Genomic DNA, 22141 nt, shown 5'->3' with positions numbered 1-22141 from the left:
GGGACCGGCGCGGAGCGCCGGAGGAACCCGTCGGCCGTCCGAACGGACGCGGTGCGGACACCGAATCCCGCGAAAGACAAGCGAAGGAGCGTCGCAGTGACGACGATGGGTGAAGCAGGGGCGGACGAGGCGGAGGGGGAGGAGTACGAGAACGAACTCCCGCTGCGCCCGAAACAGCCGGGCAACGTCGTGATCAGGTGGCTGACCACCACGGACCACAAGACGATCGGCACGCTCTACCTGACGACCTCGTTCGCGTTCTTCTGCATCGGCGGTGTGATGGCGCTCCTCATGCGCGCCGAGCTCGCCAGACCCGGCACGCAGATCATGTCGAACGAGCAGTACAACCAGGCGTTCACCATGCACGGCACGATCATGCTGCTGATGTTCGCGACGCCGTTGTTCGCCGGGTTCGCGAACTGGATCATGCCGCTCCAGATCGGCGCGCCCGACGTGGCGTTCCCTCGGCTGAACATGTTCGCGTACTGGCTGTACCTCTTCGGCTCGCTGATCGCGGTGGCCGGTTTCCTGACCCCGCAGGGGGCGGCCGACTTCGGCTGGTTCGCCTACTCCCCGCTGACCGACTCGGTGCACTCGCCCGGGGTCGGATCCGACCTGTGGATCATGGGTCTGACCTTCAACGGCTTCGGTACGATCCTCGGTTCGGTCAACTTCATCACCACGATCGTCTGCATGCGGGCGCCCGGGATGACGATGTTCCGCATGCCGATCTTCACCTGGAACGTCCTGCTGACCGGTGTGCTGGTCCTGCTCGCCTTCCCCGTACTGGCCGGCGCGCTCTTCGCGCTGGAGGCGGACCGGAAGTTCGGGGCACACATCTTCGACGCCTCCAACGGCGGCGCACTGCTCTGGCAACACCTCTTCTGGTTCTTCGGCCATCCGGAGGTGTACATCATCGCCCTGCCGTTCTTCGGCATCGTCAGTGAGATCATCCCGGTCTTCAGCCGCAAACCGATCTTCGGCTACATCGGTCTGGTGGCCGCGACCATCTCCATCGCCGGTCTCTCGGTGACGGTGTGGGCGCACCACATGTACGTCACCGGCGGGGTGCTGCTGCCGTTCTTCTCCTTCATGACGTTCCTCATCGCGGTGCCCACCGGGGTGAAGTTCTTCAACTGGATCGGCACGATGTGGAAGGGCTCGCTCAGCTTCGAGACGCCCATGCTGTGGTCGATCGGCTTCCTGGTCACCTTCCTCTTCGGTGGTCTGACCGGTGTCATCCTGGCCTCGCCGCCGATGGACTTCCACGTCTCGGACTCGTACTTCGTGGTCGCGCACTTCCACTACGTCGTCTTCGGCACCGTGGTCTTCGCGATGTTCGCTGGCTTCCACTTCTGGTGGCCGAAGTTCACCGGCAAGATGCTGGACGAACGGCTGGGCAAGATCACCTTCTGGACGCTGTTCGTGGGTTTCCACGGCACGTTCCTGGTCCAGCACTGGCTCGGCGCCGAGGGAATGCCGCGTCGGTACGCGGACTATCTGGCCGCCGACGGATTCACCGCGCTGAACACGATCTCGACGATCTCCTCGTTCCTGCTCGGACTGTCGATGCTCCCGTTCTTCTACAACGTGTGGAAGACCGCCAAGTACGGCAGGAAGATCGAGGTCGACGACCCGTGGGGCTACGGCCGTTCGCTCGAATGGGCGACGTCCTGCCCGCCGCCCCGGCACAACTTCGTCACCCTGCCGCGCATCCGCTCCGAGTCCCCGGCCTTCGACCTGCACCACCCCTCGGTCCGGCTGCTCGACGACGCTGTCAACCACCCCGGCGCCTCCGTGACGGTGGCACCCGGGGACAAGCAGGCATGAGCCGCCGGCCCGGGGAGAGGGGGCGGGTGAGACCCGACGACGACCCCGTCCGCGGCCTGGCCCAGCTCGAAGGACACCTGCTCTGGAACGCCGAGCTGACCGACGCGCGCGTCCGGGCGGACCGCTTCACCGAGGCACTGCCCTGGCTCACCACCGCCCAGCGCGAGGACGTGGAACGCGTCTACGTCGCGGACCGTGTCGCCGCGTCACGGGCCACGCTGATCCGAATCCGCGCCCGCGCCGTGGAACTGCGCGGCGAGTACGAGGAGCGCTACCGCAGGCTCAGGGCCCGCTGCGTCATGGGCGCCGTACTGGCGGTCGGCGCCGCGAGCGGCACCTGTACGGCGCTGACCTGCCTGACACGCTGACGTGTCCGGTGACCGCCGGGCGGCGGGCGCGGCACGGGCGGTGGCCCGCACCGCCCGTGCCGCCCGTGCTCCGGAGCCGCCGCCCGTTCTGCCGTACCCAGCGGGCGGACTCCTGGACGGCTGGTCAGGATGAGGGGGTGAGGGACGCGTGTGACGGGGCAGGCGGAGAGACGACCGTGCAAGCCCGAGAAGGGACGAACACTGTGGCACGACCCAGGATTCTCGTAGTGGGCGCCGGATTCGCCGGAGTCGAGTGCGTGCGCCGTCTGGAGCGCAAACTCGGACCGGGGGAGGCCGACATCGCTCTGGTCGCGCCTTTCTCGTACCAGCTCTACCTGCCGCTTCTGCCCCAGGTGGCCTCCGGCGTGCTCACCCCGCAGTCGGTCGCGGTCTCGCTGCGCCGCAGCAGGCGCCACCGCACCCGCATCATCCCGGGCGGCGCCATCGGGGTGGACACCCGGGCGAAGGTCTGTGTCGTACGCAAGATCACCGACGAGATCGTCAACGAGCCGTACGACCACATCGTGCTCTCGCCCGGCAGCATCACCCGGACGTTCGACATCCCGGGTCTTGTCGAGAACGCCCGGGGCATGAAGACGCTCGCCGAGGCAGCCTACGTCCGGGACCACGTGATCGCCCAGCTCGATCTCGCGGACGCCAGCCACGACGAGGCCGAGCGGGCCTCACGGCTCCAGTTCGTGGTCGTCGGCGGCGGATACGCGGGCACGGAGACTGCCGCCTGTCTGCAGCGGCTCACGACCAGCGCCCTGCGGCACTATCCGCGCCTCGATCCGAAGCTGATCAAGTGGCATCTGATCGACATCGCGCCGAAGCTGATGCCGGAGCTGGGGGACAAGCTCGGTGAGAGCGCTCTGAAGGTCCTGCGCGACCGGGGCGTCGAGGTGTCGCTCGGGGTGTCCATCGCCAAGGCGGGCCCGGAAGAGGTGACCTTCACCGACGGCAGGGTGCTGCCCTGCCGCACCCTGATCTGGACGGCGGGTGTCGCGGCGAGCCCGCTGGTCGGCACACTCGGCGCGGACACGGTACGCGGCCGGCTCGCGGTGACACCGGAGATGACCCTGCCCGGGTTCGACGGGGTGTTCGCGCTGGGCGACGCGGCGGCTGTTCCGGACCTCGTCAAGGGCGACGGAAGTGTCTGCCCGCCCACCGCGCAGCACGCCATGCGCCAGGGACGGAAGGTGGCGGACAACGTCATCGCCTCGCTGCGCGGAACACCGTTGCAGCCGTACACCCACCGGGACCTCGGGCTCGTCGTCGACCTCGGGGGGAAGGACGCCGTCTCCAAGCCGCTCGGTGTCGAACTGCACGGCATCTCCGCGCAGGCGGTGGCGCGCGGGTACCACTGGTCGGCGCTGCGGACCAGCGTCGCGAAGACGCGGGTCCTGACCGACTGGATGCTCAACGCCGTGGCGGGCGACGCCTTCGTGCGGACCGGTTTCCAGGCCCGTAAGCCCGCCACACTGCGCGATTTCGAGTACACCGACGCCTACCTCACCCCGGAGCAGGTGCGGGAGCACACCGCGTCGATGAGCGCCCGGCACTGACGGGCGGTGGGGTCAGGCGCCGGGGACCGTGCGGTGGACCTGGCGCAGGAAGGCGGCGTTGTCGGGTGTCTGCCGGATTCTCTCCAGCAGCGTCCCCAGCGCCGTCTGTCCGTCCCTGCCGTGCAGGGCGCGGCGCAGGCCCCGGACGGCTGCCAACTCCGCCGCCGGGACGAGGAGTTCATCACGGCGGGTGCCTGAGGACATGATGTCGACGGCCGGGAAGATCCGCTTTTCCGCGAGGGCGCGGACCAGACGCAGCTCCATGTTGCCGGTGCCCTTCAGCTCTTCGAAGAAATAGTCGTCGGCGCGGGAGCCGGTCTCCACGAGCGCGGTGGCGAGGATCGTCAGCGAACCGCCTTCCTCGGCCGCCCGCGCGGCACCGAAGAGACGTTTGGGGCCGGTCAGCGCGGCGGCGTCGACGCCACCGCTCAGGGTGCGTCCGCCCGCCGACGCGGCGTTGTTGTGCGCCCGGCACAGCCGGGTGAGCGAGTCCAGCAGCATCACGACGTCCCGGCCCTGTTCGACCAGCCGCCTGGCCCGCTCCACGGCGAGGTCGGCGAGCGCGATGTGTTCCTTCGCAGGCCGGTCGAAGGTCGAGGCGAACACCTCGCCACGGACCGATCTGCGCATGTCCGTGACCTCCTCGGGGCGTTCGTCGAGCAGCACGACCATCAGATGGCTCTCGGGGTGGTTGGCGGCGACCGAGGCGGCCAGTTGCTGCAGCAGCACCGTCTTGCCCGTCCGGGGCGGTGCGACGATCAGCCCGCGCTGCCCCTTGCCGACCGGCGCGATCAGATCGACGAGGCGGGTCGCGGCGGTTCTGGACGCGGACTCCAGCCGGAGCCGTTCCCGGGGGTGGACCGGGGTGAGGTCACGGAAGTGCGGCCGGTCCCGAACGGCCTGCGGGGGAAGGCCGTTGACCCGTTCGACCGTGCTCAGCGTCAGGGGCCGGTCGCAAGCGCCCTCGACGACATCGCCCTTGCGCAGGGAGTGCCGGCGGACGAGGGCGACGGACACGTGCACGTCGTGCGGGGTGGGCAGGCAGTCGCCGGTACGGAGCACGCCGTGTCCCTGCGCAGTGAGGTCGAGGACACCGGCCGCGTGGGCCGGAGGCTGTTCCCGTCGGACGACGGGGCGTTCGAGTGTGGTGGTCATGGAGGAGTCCTTTCGCGGACATGGCGAATGAGGAGTCCGGTGGGTACGGTGCGGCTGAGTCACGCACCGGGCGTCGGGCACAGGCCCGGACCGGACGGTGTGGAAGGGTGCCGGGAGCCGGTTCGCCGGTCGAAGAAGGACAGGCGCAGCGGCGGCACGGAGAAGAATTGCGAAGAGGAAGTGGTACCTGCCCCGAACGGGACGTACACGCTTTCTCTTCGGACTGTAACACCTCGGGCCCCGGCCGGGAAGAGGGGGCACATGACAGCGGCCCCGGTCGCGCATGACCGGGGCCGCTGTCGGACGGGTGGGGTGTGGGGGTGTGCCGGTGCCGGAGGAACCGGGTCGCCGAAGCCGTGACCTCGGTGGTCTGCCGGAGTCCGCAGGCCGGGACCACGCCGTGGAGGGCCGCCTCAGGGCATGAATACCACCGCACCTCAGGGCGTGGGCGCCGCCGCCTCAGGACGTGAGTACCACCGCCTCAGGGTGTGGGCGCCGCCTCGCTCACTCTTCGGCGAAGACGGCGTCGGCCGTGGTGACGACCGCGCACTTCCCGGCCGCCCAGCGCAGCGCCATGGCGTGGTCGGCGGCGGAGAAGTCGGCGACGGCGTCGGCCACCACGAAGGCCTGGATGTCCCGCATCCAGGCGTCGCACGCGGTCATCAGCACGCCGATGTGGGCGTAGACACCGGTGACGACGATCTGGTCACGGCCCTGCTCACGCAGCCGCTCCAGGAGGTCGGTGCGGACGAAGCCGCTGTACTTCCACTTGGTGAGGACGGTGTCGTCGGGGCCGGGAGCGACCGCGTCGGCGATCGCGGCGGCGTGGGCGTCGTCGGGCAGTCCCGGCCCCCAGAAGTCCTGCTGGAGTCCCCTCTCCTCGGGGCTCTGGCCGCCGGGCTGGGCGGTGTAGAGGACGGGGACCGCCAGCCGCTCCGCCTCCTTCCTCAACGCCGCGACATTGGCCAGCAGTTCGGGAACGGGCTCGGCTTCCCGGTCGAACGCCGACAGGAAGTAGTTCTGCAGATCGTGGACGAGCAGGACCGCGCGGGACGGGTCGACGGTCCAGCCGACCCGGTTCGCGGGCAGTTCGCCGGCGGTCGGCATGGGGTACGGGGCGATGGCGGGCAGAGCCATGGTGCGTTGCGTTCCGTTCAGGGGTGCGCGGATGTGGGAGGGACGGACGTGCGGGCGGCGGTGGTGCGGAGGTCCTTCTTGGAGATCTTGCCGACACCGGTCTGCGGGAAGGTCTCCACGAACTCGATCCGGTCGGGCACCTTGTACGCGGCCAGGCCGCGTTCGCGGACGAACTTCTTGACGGCGAGCGGTTTCACCGGGCCGGCGCCCGCCCGGAGGATCACATAGGCGCAGGTGCGCTCACCGAGGTACGGGTCGGGCTCGGCCACCACATTGGCGTCGTGCACGGCCGGATGGGCGAGGAGGTGGTTCTCGACCTCCTCCGCGGCGATCTTCTCGCCGCCCCGGTTGATCTGGTCCTTGGCCCGCCCCTCGACCACCAGATGGCCCGTCCCGGTGACGCGTACGACGTCCCCCGTACGGTAGAAGCCGTCCTCGGTGAACGAACGGGCGTTGTGCTCCGGGGCGTTCCAGTAGCCGCGGATGGTGTACGGGCCACGGGTGAGGAGATGCCCCGTGCCGCCGGCCGGCACCTCGCGGTCCTCGTCGTCGACCACCCGGATCTCGTCGTCGGGGGAGATCGGCCGTCCCTGGGTGGTGACGACGGTCTCCTCCGGGTCGTCGAGCCGGGTGTAGTTGACCAGGCCCTCGGCCATGCCGAAGACCTGCTGGAGGGTGCAGCCGAGCGCGGGCCGCACCCGGCGGGCGGCCTCCTCGCTGAACTTCGCGCCGCCCACCAGCAGGACCTGGAGGCTGCTGAGATCGTGCGGGGACTTCGGCGCCGCCTCCGTCCACACCAGGGCCAGCGGCGGGACGAGCCCGGTGTGGGTGATCCCCTCGCTCTCGATCAGCGGGAAGGCGATGTCGGGGCTGGGCTGCGGACACAGCACCACCCGGGCGCCCGCGTACAGCGCGCCCAGTGAACCGGGCGAGGACAGCGGGAAGTTGTGCGCCGCCGGCAGCACGCACAGATAGACGCTGTCCTCGTCGACGTCGCAGATCTCGTTGGAGCCGCGCAGCGAGTAGATGTAGTCGTCGTGGGTGCGCGGGATCAGCTTCGGTACGCCGGTGCTGCCGCCCGAGAGCTGGAGGAACGCCAGGTCGTCCGGGGCGGGACCGGCCACCTCGGGCGGCCCGTCCTGGTGGACGTCGGCCAGTGCCTCGAACGGGCCGGGGTCGTCCGACGCGACGAACACATGGCGCAGCGTGGGGACTTCGACCCGTGTTCTGGCCGCCAGTCCCCGGTAGTCGAATCCGCCGTGCTCGGCCGGGATCACATAGGCGACGGCCTCGGTGAACGAGCAGAAGTACCGGATCTCGCTGTCGCGGTGCGCGGGCAGCGCGAACACGGGCAGCGCGCCGATCCGGAACAGCGCGAAGACGACCTCGAAGAACTCCGCGATGTTGGGGAGCTGGACGACGACCCGGTCGCCCCTGCCGATGGAGCGGGCGACCAGTCCGGCGGCCAACCGGTCGGCTCTCCGGTCGAGTTCGGCATAGGTCCAGCGGTGTCCGGCCACCGGGTCGACGATCGCGACGCGGTCCGGGTGTTCGGCGGCGCGGTCGCGCAGCAGCTGCCCGAAGGTCTCGCCGCGCCACCACCCGGCGGCGCGATAGCGCTCCGCGAACTCGGCCGGCCAGGTGGGTGCTTGCTCCGTACTCACAGGTCGACCCCCACCGCGTGCAGGAACGTGCGGAACTTCGCGGCGGTCTCCGCGGTCTCCGACTCGGGTTCGGACGCGGCGACGACACCCGCTCCCGCGTACAGCCGCAGGGTCTGCTCCTCCGCCTCCGCGCACCGGATCGTCACCACCCACTCGCCGTCGCCGTGGGCGTCCCCCCAGCCCACCACCCCGGTGAAGAAGCCGCGGTCGAAGGGCTCGGTCTCGCCGATCACCGTACGGGCGAGGCCGGTCGGCGTACCGCAGACCGCCGGGGTCGGATGCAGGGCGCAGGCCAGCTCCAGCGCGGAGGTGCCGGAGGCGGCGAGCGTCCCGGTGATGGTGGTGGACAGGTGCCACATGGTGGCGGTGCGCACCAGTGTGGGCCGCGCGGGCACGGTCATCTCCGTGCAGTGCCCGGCCAGCGCCTGGTGCACCGCGTCCACGACCACGGCGTGTTCGTGGAGGTCCTTGGCGGAGTCCAGCAGGGCGGCGGCCCGGCGGACGTCCTCGGCCAGGTCGGTGCTGCGCGGTGTCGACCCGGCGAGCGGATTGGCGACGACACGCTGCCCGTGGCGGGAGACCAGCAGTTCGGGGCTGGCGCCGAGCAGGGTCCGGCCGGGCGCGGTGGGCAGGGCGAAGGTGTAGCCGGACGGGTCGCGGCGGGCGAGCCGTTGCAGCATCGCCGGGATGTCCAGCGCTTCGGGGGCGGTGAGTTCGAGCGTGCGGGACAGCACGACCTTGCTGAACTCGCCGCGCCACATGCGCTCGACGGCCGAGGCCACCCCGGCCCCGTACACCTCCGGAGCGGGGACCGGGCGTATCTCCCAGTCGGCCGAGTCGGGGGCCTCCGCGGGCAGCGCGATCAGCGGGTCGGCGGTGAGCGGCGGCGCGCTGCGCACGGTCTCCGGGACGGCCAGGGCCGAGGGCGCGGTGTGGTCGAAGGGGACGGCCCCGACGACGACCGGCGCGGACCGTCCGGCGCTGCGGGCGGCGGCCAGCGTGGCGGCCACTCGCTGTGGCAACGGGCGTTCGTCGTGCGGGACTTCACAGGCGGCGCCGGTCGCCAGCAGGGTGCGCGTGGGGGTGGCGAGGAAGCGGGCGCGCGGGGTGTACGCGTCGAGCAGCGCGGTGGCCGCTCCTACGGCGGGGTGGGCCGGATCGGCCAGGGGGACGTGCGTGGCGACTTGGGATGCCGTCGACACGGGGGCTCCATTCTCGGTGGTTCCCGTCAGCGTGGCGGGGGTCGGGGTGCGGATGCGGTGGGGTGCGGGACGCGGGGTGGGCGGGGTCAGCGCAGGGTGGCGCCGCCGTCGACGTACAACTCCTGCATGGTGATGTGCCGGGCGCGGTCCGAGGCGAGGAAGACGACGGCGTCGGCGATGTCCTGGGGGGCGGCGATCCGGCCGAGCGGAATCCCTGTCCGGTACGTCTCGGGGTCCCCGGCCACGACCCGCCGTTCGGAGTCTTCGCCGGTCCACAGGGCCCGTTGCATGGCGGTGTCGGTCGAGCCGGGGGCCACCACGTTGCAGCGGACGCCGCTGCCCGCGAGTTCGAGCCCCAGACACTTCGTGAACATGGCGGCGGCGGCCTTGGACGCGGCGTACGCGGCCATGCCCGTGCGGGGAACGCCGGCGGCGTTGGAGCCGACCGTGACGATGCACCCCGAGCCCCGGCCGGCCATCCGTCGTCCGACGGCCCGTGAAGTATGGAAGATTCCGGTGGTGTTGACCGCGAAGGTGTCCGCCCAGTCCTCGTCGGAGAATTCCGTCACGGGGGCGGTACGGAGAATGCCGGCGACGTTCACCAGCAGGTCCACCGGCCCGAGTTCGCGTTCCACCTGATCCACGGTCCGGTCGACGGACGCCCGGTCGGTGACGTCCAGGGTGAAGGAACTGACCGAGCCGGTGGAGCGGTCGGTGTCCGTCTCATCGGCCGGACCGGGCACGTCGCGCCGCGGGGCGATGTCGGTCGCCGCCACCCGTGCGCCGAGGGCGGCGAGTGAGGCGGCGACGGCCGCCCCGATGCCTTGTCCGGCGCCGGTCACCAGAGCGACGCGGTCCGCGAACTCGCCACGACAGCCCGGTATGTGCTCAGGCATGAACAACCTCCCCATGTTGTTAGGTGAGCCTAACCTAATATGAAGTGGCAGCCCAGTGGGTATCAGCTGTCGAATCAGTGGTTAGGTTAACCTCACCTGAGCGAAAAGCCGCACGGCGCAGTGGCCGGAGCGGCCGCCCGCCGTACCGGTCGACGGAAATGCCGTCCTCGGGGCGCGGTGTGGCGCTTCGGCTGCCGCGCAAGGGAGTTGACGAGGCGTGCGGTGGTCGGCCGCAGAGGCGGCGGCGGTCCGCGGTGCGGAGTGACGGGGGCGACGGCCCGGTGCGAAGGTGCCGCGCTTCCGTGCGACGCGCGTGCGGGACGGCTCGCGGCGGAGCTTGCGGGTGGGTGGCGTGAACGAGTGCGGGACGGCTCGCGGAGGTGAGCAAGCAGCTGCGGGGGGCGGCTCGCGGGCGTGTGTCGGGCCGTGCGCCGGGGCGCGGGCCCAGGACGACCGGGGCGGCGGCCCGCGCGGGTGCCGAGCGAGCCGCCGCCGTCGCCTCAGCCCGTCGGGCCCGGACCCGTGTCCGGCGGATCGGCCCCGTCGCCACCCCGGAATACGCCGAGGATGCGTTCGGCCGCCAGAGTGGCCGTCAACTCCCCGTCCCGCACCCGCTGTTCAAGGGCGGGAGCCAGCGCACGCACCCGGGGATGACTGCGCAGACTGTCCAGGAGCTCGTCGCGGACCATCGTCCAGGTCCAGTCCACCTGCTGCTCACGGCGTTTCGCGGCGAGCCGTCCGCTGGACTCCAGGAGCGCCCGGTGCTGTTCGAGCCGTTCCCAGAGGGCGTCGAGACCGCTGGACTCACGGGCACTGCACGTCAGCACCGGGGGAGTCCACGCCGCGTCCGCCGGGTGCATCAGCCGCAGCGCGCCCGCGAGTTCACGCGCGGCCGACCGGGCGTCGCGCTCGTGCGGGCCGTCCGCCTTGTTGACCGCGATGGCGTCCGCCAGCTCCAGGACGCCCTTCTTGATGCCCTGCAACTGGTCGCCCGTGCGGGCGAGTGTGAGGAGCAGGAAGGTGTCGACCATGTTCGCGACCGCCGTCTCCGACTGGCCGACCCCCACCGTCTCCACCAGCACCACGTCGTAGCCCGCGGCCTCCATCACGATGACGGACTCACGGGTCGCCTTGGCCACCCCGCCGAGCGTCCCGGCGGTGGGGGAGGGGCGCACGAACGCGGCGGCGTCCACCGCCAGCCGTTCCATCCGGGTCTTGTCGCCCAGGATGGAACCACCGGTACGGCTGGACGACGGGTCCACGGCCAGTACGGCGACCCGGTGTCCGAGCCCGGTCAGCATCGTGCCGAGCGCGTCGATGAACGTGGACTTGCCGACCCCGGGCACCCCGCTGACACCGATCCGCCGGGCCCGTCCGGAATGCGGCAGCAGTTCGCTCAGCAGCCGCTGCGCGAGCGCCCGGTGATCGGGGCGGGTCGACTCGACGAGAGTGATCGCGCGCGCGATGTACGCCCGCTTCCCGTCGAGCACCCCCTTCACATAGCTGTCGAGGTCGATCGTCGCGGCCATGGGTCAGCGGCTCACAGCTCGTGGCCGAGCGCGGCACCGAGCCGCGTCACCAGGTCGAACGCCGCGTCCGGGATCACCGTGCCCGGCGGGAACACCGCCGTCGCCCCCGCCTCGTGCAGTGCCTCGATGTCCTGCGGCGGGATCACCCCGCCCACCACGATCATGATGTCCTCCCGGCCCTCGGCGGCCAGCTCCTCGCGCAGCGCGGGCACCAGCGTCAGATGCCCGGCGGCCAGCGACGAGACGCCGACGATGTGCACGTCCGCCTCGACGGCCTGCCGGGCCACCTCCGCCGGCGTCTGGAACAGCGGGCCCACGTCCACGTCGAAACCCAGATCCGCGAAGGCCGTGGCGATCACCTTCTGGCCCCGGTCATGGCCGTCCTGGCCCATCTTGGCGACCAGGATGCGCGGACGGCGCCCCTCCGCCTCCTCGAACGCGTCGACCAGGGCCCGGGTCCGGTCCACGGACGGCGACTCACCTGCCTCTTTGCGGTACACACCGGAGATCGTACGGATCTGGCCCGCGTGCCTCCCGTACACCTTCTCCAACGCGTCGGAGATCTCACCGACCGTGGCCTTCGCACGGGCCGCGTCGACCGCCAGCGCCAGCAGATTGCCCTCCAGCCCCGGCCCCGGATTCCGCCCGGCCGCCTCGGTCAGCGCCCGCAGCGCGGCCTGGCAGGCGTCCTCGGAGCGCTCCTCGCGCAGCCGCCGCAGCTTCTCGATCTGCTGGGTGCGCACCGACGAGTTGTCGACCTTCAGCACATCGATCTTCTCGTCGGTCTCCACCCGGTACTTGTTGACGCCGATCACGGGCTGACGCCCCGAGTCGATCCGCGCCTGGGTGCGCGCCGCGGCCTCCTCCACCCGCAGTTTGGGGATGCCCGCGTCGATGGCCCGCGCCATTCCGCCCGCGGCCTCCACCTCCTCGATGTGCTGCCAGGCCCGCCGCGCCAGGTCGTACGTCAGCCTCTCCACGTACGCGCTCCCGCCCCACGGGTCGATGACCCGGCAGGTGCCGGACTCCTGCTGGAGCAGCAGCTGCGTGTTGCGGGCGATGCGGGCGGAGAAGTCCGTCGGCAACGCCAGTGCCTCGTCGAGGGCGTTGGTGTGCAGCGACTGGGTGTGCCCCTGGGTGGCGGCCATAGCCTCCACACAGGTCCGGGTGACGTTGTTGAACACGTCCTGCGCGGTCAGCGACCAGCCGGATGTCTGCGAATGGGTGCGCAGCGACAGCGACTTGGCGTTCTTCGGATCGAACTGCCCGACCAGCCTCGCCCACAGCAGCCGGGCCGCCCGCAGCTTCGCGATCTCCATGAAGAAGTTCATACCGATCGCCCAGAAGAACGACAGACGCGGTGCGAACGCGTCCACGTCGAGCCCCGCCTCCCGCCCGGCCCGCAGATACTCCACCCCGTCGGCCAGGGTGTACGCCAGCTCCAGATCGGCCGTCGCACCCGCCTCCTGGATGTGGTAGCCGGAGATCGAGATCGAGTTGTAGCGCGGCATCCGCTGCGAGGTGTACGCGAAGATGTCGGAGATGATCCGCATCGACGGGCCCGGCGGATAGATGTACGTGTTGCGGACCATGAACTCCTTGAGGATGTCGTTCTGGATGGTCCCCGCCAGCTTCTCCGGCGGCACGCCCTGCTCCTCGGCGGCCACGATGTACAACGCGAGCACGGGCAGCACCGCGCCGTTCATCGTCATCGACACCGTCATCCGGTCGAGCGGGATGCCGTCGAACAGCTGGCGCATGTCGTAGATCGAGTCGATCGCCACCCCCGCCATGCCGACGTCACCGGTGACCCGGGGATGGTCGCTGTCGTAGCCGCGGTGGGTCGGCAGGTCGAAGGCGACCGAGAGCCCCTTCTGACCGGCCGCCAGATTGCGCCGGTAGAAGGCGTTCGACTCCTCGGCGGTCGAGAACCCGGCGTACTGCCGGATCGTCCACGGCTGGTTGACGTACATCGTCGGATACGGCCCGCGCAGATACGGGGCGATGCCCGGATACGTCCCGAGGAAGTCCAGCCCCTCCAGATCGTGCTCGGTGTACAGCGGCTTGACGCCGATGCCCTCCGGCGTCTCCCACAGCAGATCGTCCTCGGACGACCCCGTGGCCTCCTTCAACGCCGCGCGCCACCGGTCGTCCGAGCCGTCGGCGGGGCGGTCGCTCGTCAGGGCGACGCCGGAGAAGTCGGGAACCGGGCTCACCGGGCTGTCGGGCGTCGGCATCACGCCACTCCCATACGGTCGAGGACGGAGGTGAGGACCGCGACGGCGTCGCAGCCCGCGAAGACGTACGCGTCGACGCCGGCGTACTCGCCGGGCCGGCCCGCGAGGAAGACCCGGCGCGCCCCGGCCGTGCCGAGGGCGGCGGCGACCGCCTCGGCCTCCTCCGCGTAGAGCGCGTCACTGGAACACAGACAGGCGATCTCGGCCCCGGCGGCCGCGAACGCGTCGGCGGCGGTCGACGCGTCCACCGACACCGGGTCGTGGACCGGTTCGATCCCGCCCGCCCGGAAGAGGTTCGAGGCGAACGAGGCCCGTGCCGTGTGGGCCGACGCGGGGCCGAGCGCCGCGAGGAACACCCGGGGCCGCCGCCCGGTCGCCGCGAGATGCGCGTCCGACCGGGCGCGCAACGCCTCGAACGCCTCGTCACGGCGCACCTTCGGCAGACCGCCGGAGGGATCGGGCGGGGCGCTCTCCCGCTCCACCGGACGCTCCGCGAGGTTCGGGAACTCGCTGACGCCCGTGATGGGTTCGCCGCGCCGCGCCAGCCGCCTGCCGCGCTCCGCCCAGGTGGCCGCCAGCCGCTCGCCGATCATCCCGGAGCGCAGCGCCGCCGCCTGGCCGCCCGCGCGCTCGATCTCCTGGAAGAACGCCCAGGACGCCTCGGCGAGTTCGGCCGTGAGCCGCTCGACGTACCAGGAACCGCCCGCCGGGTCGATGACCCGTGCCAGATGTGACTCCTCCAGCAGGATCGTCGAGGTGTTGCGCGCGATGCGCCGCGCGAACGCGTCCGGCAGTCCCAGCGCGTGGTCGAAGGGCAGCACGGTGACGGACCCGGCGCCGCCGACGCCCGCACCCAGACAGGCCAGCGTCGTCCGCAGCATGTTCACCCACGGGTCGCGGCGGGTCATCATCACCGGAGAGGTCACGGCGTGCTGACGCTGCGCTCCCGCGCCGGGCTCCCCGCACACCTCGGCGACCCGCGCCCACAGCAGCCGCGCCGCCCGCAGTTTGGCGATGGTCAGGAACTGGTCCGCGGTGGCCGCGTACCGGAACTCCAGCTGGCCGCACGCGGCCGCGACGGACAGGCCCGACCCGGTCAGCTCCCGCAGATAGGCCACACCCGTCGCCAGCGCGCTGCCCAGCTCCTCGGCGGCCGAACCGCCCGCCTCGTGGTACGGCATCGCGTCCACGGTCAGCGCGCGCAGACCCGGGTACCGGGTGTCGCACAGCCCCGCCCAGTGCGGAAGGGACGCCGTGCCGGGTTCCGCGCCGGTACGGGCCGCGTGCCCGAGCGGGTCCACCCCGAGGGTGCCGCGCGCCGACTCCTCGGCCACCCCCCGCTCCTCGTACAGCCGCAGGAGTTCCCGCGCGGCGGCGTCGAAGTCACCGCCCGCGTCGAGGGCGACGGGGGCCAGGTCGAGATAGACCCCGTCCAGCGCCCGTGCGAGCCCGGAGACCGGCACCCCGCCCGCGCCGCCCACGGTCAGCCAGAGCGAGGTGACCCCGTTCTCCAGGTCGGCGAGCACCGCCTCGTTGAGCCGGACGGGGTCGGGCATCGTGTGGCGCTGGCGCACGTCCCAGCCGCCCGTCGCGTTTCCCCCGGGTCTGTCCCCGCGCACGAAGGGGGCGAAGCCCGGGTGACCGGCGGCGGGCGCGGCGTCGCGGGAGGTGTAGAGGGGCCGGGTGGTGAGCCCGTCCCCCAGCGCGGTGGACAACGCTTCCTCGGCGGCCGCGCCCGAGAGGTCCTTGCCCGATTTGCGCAGTACGCCTTCGACGAGGCTCTGCCACTGCTCGTGGGTGGGGTCGGGGAACTCGGCGGCCAGGGAAAGCCCGTCATCGGGCAGTACCGTCATGCTCAGATGCTAGGGCAGGGGCCGGAATCCGCGACAGGTGCGGCCTGTGACCTTGCCCTCTCCGGAGCGCCCTTGATCCGCCGCGCCCCCTGTCCTGAGGGCTGTCCCGTGATCCCTGGTGGGCGTGCGACGACAGCTACGGCGCCTCGCGGCGTTGTGGGAGCGTCCCCGTACATCCAGTATGCGGACGCTCCTCCGCCTGGCGACGCACCGCATCCGACGCCGCACGCTGATCCACCACGGATCGCGGGACAGCCCTTGGGGCGGGCCGTCAAAGGGCGCAGGGAGCCCGTGACGCGGACTTCGGGCGTTCGGCGGCGTCGCCCCGCCGCTCTCATACCGTCCGGCAGATGCCCCACGGAACACCAGGGAGCATTGCAGCTGCGAGACGTATGCGAATATCTTGTCGCACATGCAGTCCTACACAATCGGGCAGGCGGCGCGCTTGCTGGGAGTCAGCCCCGACACCGCCCGCCGTTGGGCGGACGCCGGCCGGGTCGCGACCCATCGCGACGACAGTGGCCGCCGGCTCATCGACGGCCGTGACCTCGCCGCCTTCTCCATCGAGGTGGGACAGGGCGGGAGCGGGGACGACGAACCCTCGTACACCTCCGCCCGCAACGCCTTCCCGGGGATCGTCACGGGCGTGAAGCTCGGCGATGTGGCGGCGCAGGTGGAGATCCAGGCGGGCCCGCACCGCCTGGTGTCCCTGCTGACCCGGGAGGCCGTCGAGGAACTCGGACTGGAGGTCGGGATGCGGGCCACCGCCCGCGTCAAGTCCACCAGTGTGCACATCGACCGCGTCTGACCTGTCGCCACTTCCGGAGGAGTCCCTTCCTGATGCCCACCACGCCCACCGTCCGCCGGACCGCCGCCGCGCTCATCACCGCCGCACTGCTGGCACCGCTCACCGCCTGCGGCGGCGACGACGGCGGGAAGGCCGACGGCGCCCGGGCCACCGGCTCGTCCGCGGCGCCCGAGGCGCGCCTCACCGTGCTCGCCGCCGCCTCGCTCACCGATGTCTTCAAGTCCGCGGGCGCCGCCTACGAGAAGGAGCACCCCGGCACCACCGTGACGTTCTCCTTCGCCGGCTCCCAGGAACTCGCCGCCCAGGTCAAGCAGGGCGCCCCCGCCGACGCCCTCGTCACCGCGGACACCAGGACGATGGACGGCCTCGCCTCCGACACCGGCACCCCGACCGTGATCGCCAAGAACCGCCTGGTGATCGCCACCGGGGAGGGGAACCCGCACAAGATCCAGGGCCTGAAGGACCTCGCCGACACCAAGCTGAAGGTCGTCCTCGCCGCCCCCGAGGTCCCCGTCGGCCGCTACGGCAAACAGGTCCTGGACGCCCAGAAGATCGAGGTGAAGCCGGTCTCGCAGGAGCCCAACGTCCGCGCGGTCCTCAGCAAGGTCGAACTCGGCGAGGCCGACGCGGGCATCGTCTACCGGACGGACGCGGCCGGCGCCACGGACAAGGTCGACGCCGTCGACATCCCCGACGCGCAGAACGCCGTCGCCTCCTACCCGGCCGCCACCCTCAAGCAGTCCACGCACACGGAGGCCGCCGACACGTTCGTGAAGTGGCTGAGCGGTCCCGCCGCCCAGAAGATCCTGCGGGCCGCGGGCTTCCAGCAGCCGTAGCCGGACAGCCGTGAACAGCCCGGGGGACCGCCGCCCGGCCGGGAGACCCGCCACAGGGACGTGACCGGCCGGACCCCGGGCCCCCGGAAGCGACCCGACCGGGTGGCCACCCTTCGGGGCGGCCCCCCGCCCAGCCCCAGGAACCCGCGATGAGACGCCACCGCACCCGCCCGGCCGGCCCCCGCGCCCCCCTGGCGCTGGCCGTTCCCGCCCTCCTCGCGATCGCGTTCCTGCTGATGCCGCTGGTCGGCATCCTGGCCCGCACCTCCTGGGCGGACCTGGGCACCCATCTGACCAGCCCCGGTGTCACCCAGGCGCTCAGGCTGTCGCTGCTCGTCTCCTTCTGGGCGCTGGGACTCTCCCTGCTCCTCGGGGTGCCGCTCGCCTGGCTGCTGGCCCGGGTGCCGTTTCCCGGCAAGACACTGGTCCGCACCCTGGTCCTGCTGCCGATGGTGCTGCCGCCGACCGTCGGCGGGGTCGCCCTCCTCCTCGGCTTCGGCCGCCGCGGGGTGCTGGGCCCCTGGCTGGAGAACACCCTCGGCATCACCCTGCCGTTCCACACCTCCGGCGCGGTCGTCGCCGCGACCTTCGTGGCGATGCCCTTCCTGATCATCAGTCTCGAAGGCACCCTGGCCGGACTGCGTCCCTCGTACGAGGAGACAGCGGCGTCCCTGGGGGCCTCCCCGGTCCGGGTGTTCCTCACCGTGACCCTTCCCATGGTCGCCCCCGGCCTGGCCGCGGGTGCCGCGCTGACCTGGGCACGCGCCCTCGGGGAGTTCGGGGCGACCATCACCTTCGCCGGAAACCTCCCCGGCACCACCCAGACCCTGCCCCTCCAGGTGTATCTGCTCCTCCAGGACTCGCCCGAGGCCGCCACCTCCGTCTCGCTGCTGCTGCTCGCCATCGCGATGACCGTCCTGATCGCCCTGCGCGGGCGCTGGACCGGCGGCGCCCCGGGCCGCGCCCCGCGCGTCACGCCCCCGGCGGCCGACACCACCCCGCCCGCCCCGGACACCTCCGAGGCCGTGGAACCGGCCGTGGAACCGGACGAGCCACGGCAGCGCTGGCCGCTGCACGCCGACGTCACCGGCTTCGACCGGCTGACCCTCGACGCCGATCCCGGCACCACCATCGCCGTCGTCGGCCCCAACGGGGCGGGCAAGACCACCCTGCTGCGCGCCCTCCTCGGCCTCACCCCCCGGGCCCGCGCCGAACTGCGCCTCGGTGACCTCGACATCACCGCGCTCCCCCCGCACCGCAGGGGCGTCGCCTGGGTCCCGCAGGACGGCGCGCTCTTCCCGCACCTGAGCGCCCTCGGCAACACCGCGTACGGACTCCGTGCCCAGGGCGTCCGCCGCGCCGAGGCCCGCCGCGAGGCCCAGCGCTGGCTCGACCAGCTCGGCGTCGGCCAACTGGCCCACCGCAGACCCGGACAGCTCTCCGGCGGACAGGCCGGACGGGTCGCGCTGGCCAGGGCGCTCGCCGCCCGGCCCCGGCTGCTGCTCCTCGACGAACCGCTGGCGGCCCTCGACCAGACCACCCGCGCACGGGTGCGCCACACCCTGCGCAGGCACCTCGCCGACTTCCCGGGCGTCTGTCTGATCGTCACCCACGACCCCGTCGAGGCGGTCTCGCTGGCCGACCGGGTCCTGGTACTGGACGAGGGACGCACCCTCCAGGACGCGTCGCCCGCCGAGGTCGCCCGCCATCCGCGCTCCCCGTGGGTGGCCCGGATGCTGGGCCGCAACGCCTGGCCGGGCACCGGGGCGCCCGACGGCACCCTCACGCTCGACGGCGGCGCCCGGCTGGTGACCGCCGAGCCCGTCGCGGAGGGGGCGTCGGCGCTGGCGGTCATCGCGCCCGAAGCCGTCTCCGTGCACCGTGACCGTCCCGCGGGCAGCCCCCGTAACGTCTGGCCGGGAACCGTCCGTGAGATCACCGCCGTCGGCAGCAGGCTACGGGTCGTGATCGCCTCTGAGCGGGCACCGGACCTGGTCGCCGAGATCACCACGGCGGCGGCGACGGAACTCGGCATCACCGACGGATCAGCGGTATGGACCAGCGTCAAGGCCACGGAGATCACCCTCGTGACCCGGTGAGGGCGCCGAAGCGCGGAGCCCGGCGGAGCGCGTCGCGAGGGCTACGGAAGCGGCCTCAGCGCAGCGCCGCCAGCACCGGTCCGCCGACGAGTCCCAGCACCACCGAACCGGCCGCGGTGGCGCAGGCGAGGAGGCGCGGCCCCCGCCCGCCGTCCCGCAGCCGCCCGCCCGCGCCCGGCGTGACGGCGGGGACGATCCAGCGCAGGTAGTAGAAGAGCGAGGCCACGGTGTTGACGGCGGCCAGCACCGCGAGCCGGCCGTGACCGCCGTCGAAAGCGGCGGTGAACGCCTCCAGCTTGCCCAGGAACACCGCGGTCGGCGGGGTGCCCACGAGTCCGAGCAGACAGACGACGAGGCTCGCCGCGAGCAGCGGGCGCCGCCGCGCCAGCCCCCGGTAGTCCGCGGTCTCGCGGGCGTCGGGCAGGGCGCAGACCACCGCGAAGGCACCGAGATTGGTGACGGTGTACGCGAACAGGTAGTACAGGAGCGCGGGTTGCGCGAGTGAGGCCCGCCCGGTCACCGCCACCGGCAGCAGCAGATAGCCGATCTGGCTGATCGCCGAGTAGCCGAGCAGCCGCTTCACGTCCCGCTGGAAGAACGCGCCGAGGTTGCCGAGCGTCATGGAGGCCGCGGAGACCACCGCGATCAGAGCGGCCCAGGGGAGCGGGCCACCTGCCAGTGGTACGGCTCCGAGCCGGCCCAGCGCCACCAGCGCGCCGATCTTCGGCAGGGTGGTGAGGAACGCGGCGACCGGGGCCGCGCTGCCCTGCACCGCGTCCGGCACCCAGAAGTGCGCGGGCACAGCCCCCGCCTTGAACAGGAGCCCGGCCAGCAGCCCGACCGCCCCCACGACGACCAGTCCCCGGGGCGCGTCGCGCAGCGCCGCATCCAGGGCCGGGTAGCCGGTGGCGCGACCGGCCGCGTACAGCAGAGTGACCCCGGACAGCATCAGCACCCCGAGGAACGCCCCGACGACGTAGAACTTCAACGCCGCCTCGGTACCCGGGCCGTCCTTGCGGAATCCGGCGAGGGCGTACGCGGGAACGCTCGCCAGCAGATATCCGGCGGACAGCAGCAGCAGGTCCTGGGCACCCGCCAGGACCAGCGCCCCCAGCGCGCCCAGTTGCAGCAGGACGTGGAACTCGCTCTCCCTGGGGTCCGCCCGCAGCGGCCCGGCGCCGAGCCCGATGACGACGAGCAGTCCGGCGAGCACGGCGATCCGGCAGGTGGTGGTCGGTGCGTCGACGGCGAAAGCGCCGCCGAACGCGGTGCTGTCCGGCCCGGCCGAGGCCACGGCCGCCGCCACGATCCCCGCGACGCAGACCGCGGCGGCCACCAGCGCCACCACCCACTGCCGGGTGCGGGGCAGCCAGGACCCGAGCAGCAGCCCGACGACCGAGCCGCCCGCCAGCAGGATCTCGGGCAGCAGGGCGGCCGGGTTCTCGTCCATGCCGGTCACCGCGCGAGCAGCCCGAGGACGGCCCTCGACGCCGGTTCGACGAGGTCCAGCAGGAACCGGGGGGCCACCCCCAGCACGACGGCGAGGGCCAGCAACGGCGCCACGGCCAGTCCCTCATGGAGCCTGATGTCCGTGAACCCCCGCGGGATGCCCGGGGCGTCGGACGGGGCGGCCGGTCCGAGGAACACCCTCTGAAAGGCCCGTAGGAACAGCGCGGCGGTCAGCACGATGCCGAACAGCGAGAGTCCCGTGGCCACCGGCCGGGGCCCGAGGGCGCCGGCGAAGATCTGGAACTCTGCGATGAACCCGGAGAAACCGGGCAGCCCCAGCGACGCGAAGGCCGCCACACCCGTGAGCCCGGCGAACACCGGCGCGGGACCGGCGACTCCGGAGTACGCCCCCATGTCGTACGTACGCCCCCGCTCGTACAGCACCCCCGCGAGCAGGAACAGCGCACCGGTCAGCAGACCGTGACTGACCATCTGCGTCACCGCGCCGGTCACGGCGAGGGACCGGGCCTCGGCCACGTCGCCGCCCACGGCGGCCGCCGCGCCCACGGCGAGCACGACATAGCCCATGTGGGTGACCGAGGTGTAGGCGATCATCCGCTTGAAGTCGGTCTGCGCCAGGGCGACCAGCGCCCCGTGCAGCACGGACACGACGCCGACGACGACGAGGACGAGGGCGTACCGGCGCCAGGCGTCCGGGAGCATCGGCATGGCGATCCGCAGAAAGCCGTACGTGCCCATCTTCAGCAGCACCCCGGCGAGGATCGCCGATCCGGCGGTGGGCGCCTCCGTGTGGGCCGGCGGCAGCCAGGTGTGGAACGGCACGGTGGGGGTCTTCACGGCCAGCCCGACACCGATCGCGAGCAGCACGGCGCCGCCGTACGCGGCGCGCCCGGCGAGCGGGTTCTGCCGGGTCAGCTCCACCATGTCGAAGGTGTGCGGCGAGGCCGCCAGATAGAGGCCGATGAATCCGAGGAGCAGCGCCAGCGATCCGACGAAGGTGTAGAGGAAGAACTTCAGCGCCGCCCGCCCGGCGTCCCGGTGTCCCCAGCCCGCGATGACGAAGTACATCGCCACGATGGACAGGTCGAAGAAGACGAAGAAGAGGATCAGGTCCAGCGAGACGAACACGCCCAGGCAGGTCGTCTGGAGGAACAGGAAGAGCGCCGCGAACTCCCGGGTACGCCGGGTCCCGCGCAGCGAGTACACCGCACAGGCCAGGAAGAGCACACAGGTCAGTGCGGTGAGCGGCAGGGAGAGGCCGTCGACGCCGACGTGGTAGCCGACGCCCGCGCTCGGAATCCAGCGCGCCCGCTCCTCATGACTCGTCCCGCCGCCCGCCGGGTGGCCCGACCGGACGGCGACGGTCAGGCCCAGCTCGGCGGCGGTGACCGCGAGCCACACGGCGCGGATCACCCGCGCGGGCGTGCGCCGGGGCAGGCAGAGCAGCAGCGCGGCCACCGCGGCCGGTGCGAGGACGAGGACGGTCAGCACG

16 protein-coding genes are annotated in these 22141 nt (G+C 72.1%); 6 read left to right on the top strand and 10 right to left on the bottom strand.

All coding sequences use genetic code 11. The features are described from left to right. Positions 1 to 105 precede the first annotated feature (105 nt). The 3 genes from ctaD to PZB75_RS01095 all read left to right on the top strand — a co-directional run bounded on the left by ctaD (position 106) and on the right by PZB75_RS01095 (position 3763). Complete coding sequence (gene ctaD / locus PZB75_RS01105; protein WP_275538533.1) at positions 106 to 1830, top strand: cytochrome c oxidase subunit I; 1725 nt, start codon at positions 106 to 108, stop codon at positions 1828 to 1830. Between the two features lie 26 nt (positions 1831 to 1856). Beyond that, entirely contained in the window at positions 1857 to 2198 is a 342-nt protein-coding gene (locus PZB75_RS01100; protein WP_275533383.1) for a hypothetical protein, read from the top strand. Between the two features lie 203 nt (positions 2199 to 2401). Further along, positions 2402 to 3763: an FAD-dependent oxidoreductase gene (locus tag PZB75_RS01095; RefSeq protein ID WP_275533382.1), complete on the top strand. Its 1362-nt coding sequence runs from the start codon at positions 2402 to 2404 to the stop codon at positions 3761 to 3763. A gap of 12 nt (positions 3764 to 3775) precedes the next feature. Here the strand turns inward: PZB75_RS01095 and rho are convergent, their stop codons facing one another. From rho to PZB75_RS01055, 8 genes are all read right to left on the bottom strand, one after another. Beyond that, positions 3776 to 4918 (bottom strand): transcription termination factor Rho, encoded by a 1143-nt coding sequence (rho, locus tag PZB75_RS01090; RefSeq protein WP_275533381.1) that lies wholly within the window; start codon positions 4916 to 4918, stop codon positions 3776 to 3778. 504 nt (positions 4919 to 5422) lie between these two features. Next, a complete protein-coding gene (locus tag PZB75_RS01085; protein WP_275533380.1) occupies positions 5423 to 6055 on the bottom strand; it encodes an isochorismatase family protein in 633 nt (210 codons plus the stop codon). Positions 6056 to 6072: 17 nt separating this feature from the next. After that, positions 6073 to 7719 carry a (2,3-dihydroxybenzoyl)adenylate synthase gene (locus PZB75_RS01080; RefSeq protein WP_275533379.1) on the bottom strand — a complete coding sequence of 549 codons (1647 nt, stop codon included), beginning with the start codon at positions 7717 to 7719 and terminating at the stop codon, positions 6073 to 6075. After that, complete coding sequence (gene dhbC / locus PZB75_RS01075) at positions 7716 to 8921, bottom strand: isochorismate synthase DhbC (protein WP_275533378.1); 1206 nt, start codon at positions 8919 to 8921, stop codon at positions 7716 to 7718. Before dhbC ends, PZB75_RS01080 begins: the two co-directional genes overlap by 4 nt. A gap of 86 nt (positions 8922 to 9007) precedes the next feature. Next, on the bottom strand, positions 9008 to 9817 hold the full coding sequence (locus tag PZB75_RS01070) for a 2,3-dihydro-2,3-dihydroxybenzoate dehydrogenase (protein ID WP_275533377.1): 810 nt from the start codon (positions 9815 to 9817) through the stop codon (positions 9008 to 9010). A 500-nt stretch (positions 9818 to 10317) separates the two neighbouring features. Further along, the gene (meaB, locus tag PZB75_RS01065) at positions 10318 to 11346 is read right to left on the bottom strand and encodes a methylmalonyl Co-A mutase-associated GTPase MeaB (protein ID WP_275533375.1); all 1029 of its coding nucleotides are present in this window, start codon (positions 11344 to 11346) and stop codon (positions 10318 to 10320) included. A gap of 11 nt (positions 11347 to 11357) precedes the next feature. Continuing rightward, the gene (gene scpA / locus PZB75_RS01060) at positions 11358 to 13583 is read right to left on the bottom strand and encodes a methylmalonyl-CoA mutase (RefSeq protein WP_275533374.1); all 2226 of its coding nucleotides are present in this window, start codon (positions 13581 to 13583) and stop codon (positions 11358 to 11360) included. Continuing rightward, positions 13583 to 15436: a methylmalonyl-CoA mutase family protein gene (locus tag PZB75_RS01055; protein WP_275533373.1), complete on the bottom strand. Its 1854-nt coding sequence runs from the start codon at positions 15434 to 15436 to the stop codon at positions 13583 to 13585. Before PZB75_RS01055 ends, scpA begins: the two co-directional genes overlap by 1 nt. 412 nt (positions 15437 to 15848) lie before the next feature. Here PZB75_RS01055 and PZB75_RS01050 point away from each other — a divergent pair, with 412 nt between their 5' ends. The 3 genes from PZB75_RS01050 to PZB75_RS01040 all read left to right on the top strand — a co-directional run bounded on the left by PZB75_RS01050 (position 15849) and on the right by PZB75_RS01040 (position 19179). Next, the gene (locus tag PZB75_RS01050) at positions 15849 to 16244 is read left to right on the top strand and encodes a helix-turn-helix transcriptional regulator (RefSeq protein ID WP_275533372.1); all 396 of its coding nucleotides are present in this window, start codon (positions 15849 to 15851) and stop codon (positions 16242 to 16244) included. 32 nt (positions 16245 to 16276) lie between these two features. Beyond that, positions 16277 to 17080, top strand: coding sequence for a molybdate ABC transporter substrate-binding protein (modA, locus tag PZB75_RS01045; protein WP_275533371.1), 804 nt, complete (start codon positions 16277 to 16279; stop codon positions 17078 to 17080). A gap of 149 nt (positions 17081 to 17229) precedes the next feature. Then, a complete protein-coding gene (locus PZB75_RS01040) occupies positions 17230 to 19179 on the top strand; it encodes an ABC transporter permease (RefSeq protein ID WP_275533370.1) in 1950 nt (649 codons plus the stop codon). Between the two features lie 55 nt (positions 19180 to 19234). On the opposite strand, the gene PZB75_RS01035 is transcribed toward PZB75_RS01040, so the two are convergent. Together PZB75_RS01035 and PZB75_RS01030 are read right to left on the bottom strand one after the other, a co-directional pair. After that, complete coding sequence (locus PZB75_RS01035) at positions 19235 to 20638, bottom strand: NADH-quinone oxidoreductase subunit N (RefSeq protein WP_275533369.1); 1404 nt, start codon at positions 20636 to 20638, stop codon at positions 19235 to 19237. Next, the gene (locus PZB75_RS01030; RefSeq protein WP_275533368.1) at positions 20635 to 22140 is read right to left on the bottom strand and encodes an NADH-quinone oxidoreductase subunit M; all 1506 of its coding nucleotides are present in this window, start codon (positions 22138 to 22140) and stop codon (positions 20635 to 20637) included. Before PZB75_RS01030 ends, PZB75_RS01035 begins: the two co-directional genes overlap by 4 nt. Position 22141 lies beyond the last annotated feature (1 nt).

It is taken from the genome of Streptomyces sp. AM 4-1-1 (assembly GCF_029167625.1).
Lineage (GTDB): Bacteria > Actinomycetota > Actinomycetes > Streptomycetales > Streptomycetaceae > Streptomyces.
This window is presented reverse-complemented; position numbering and strand designations above follow the sequence as displayed.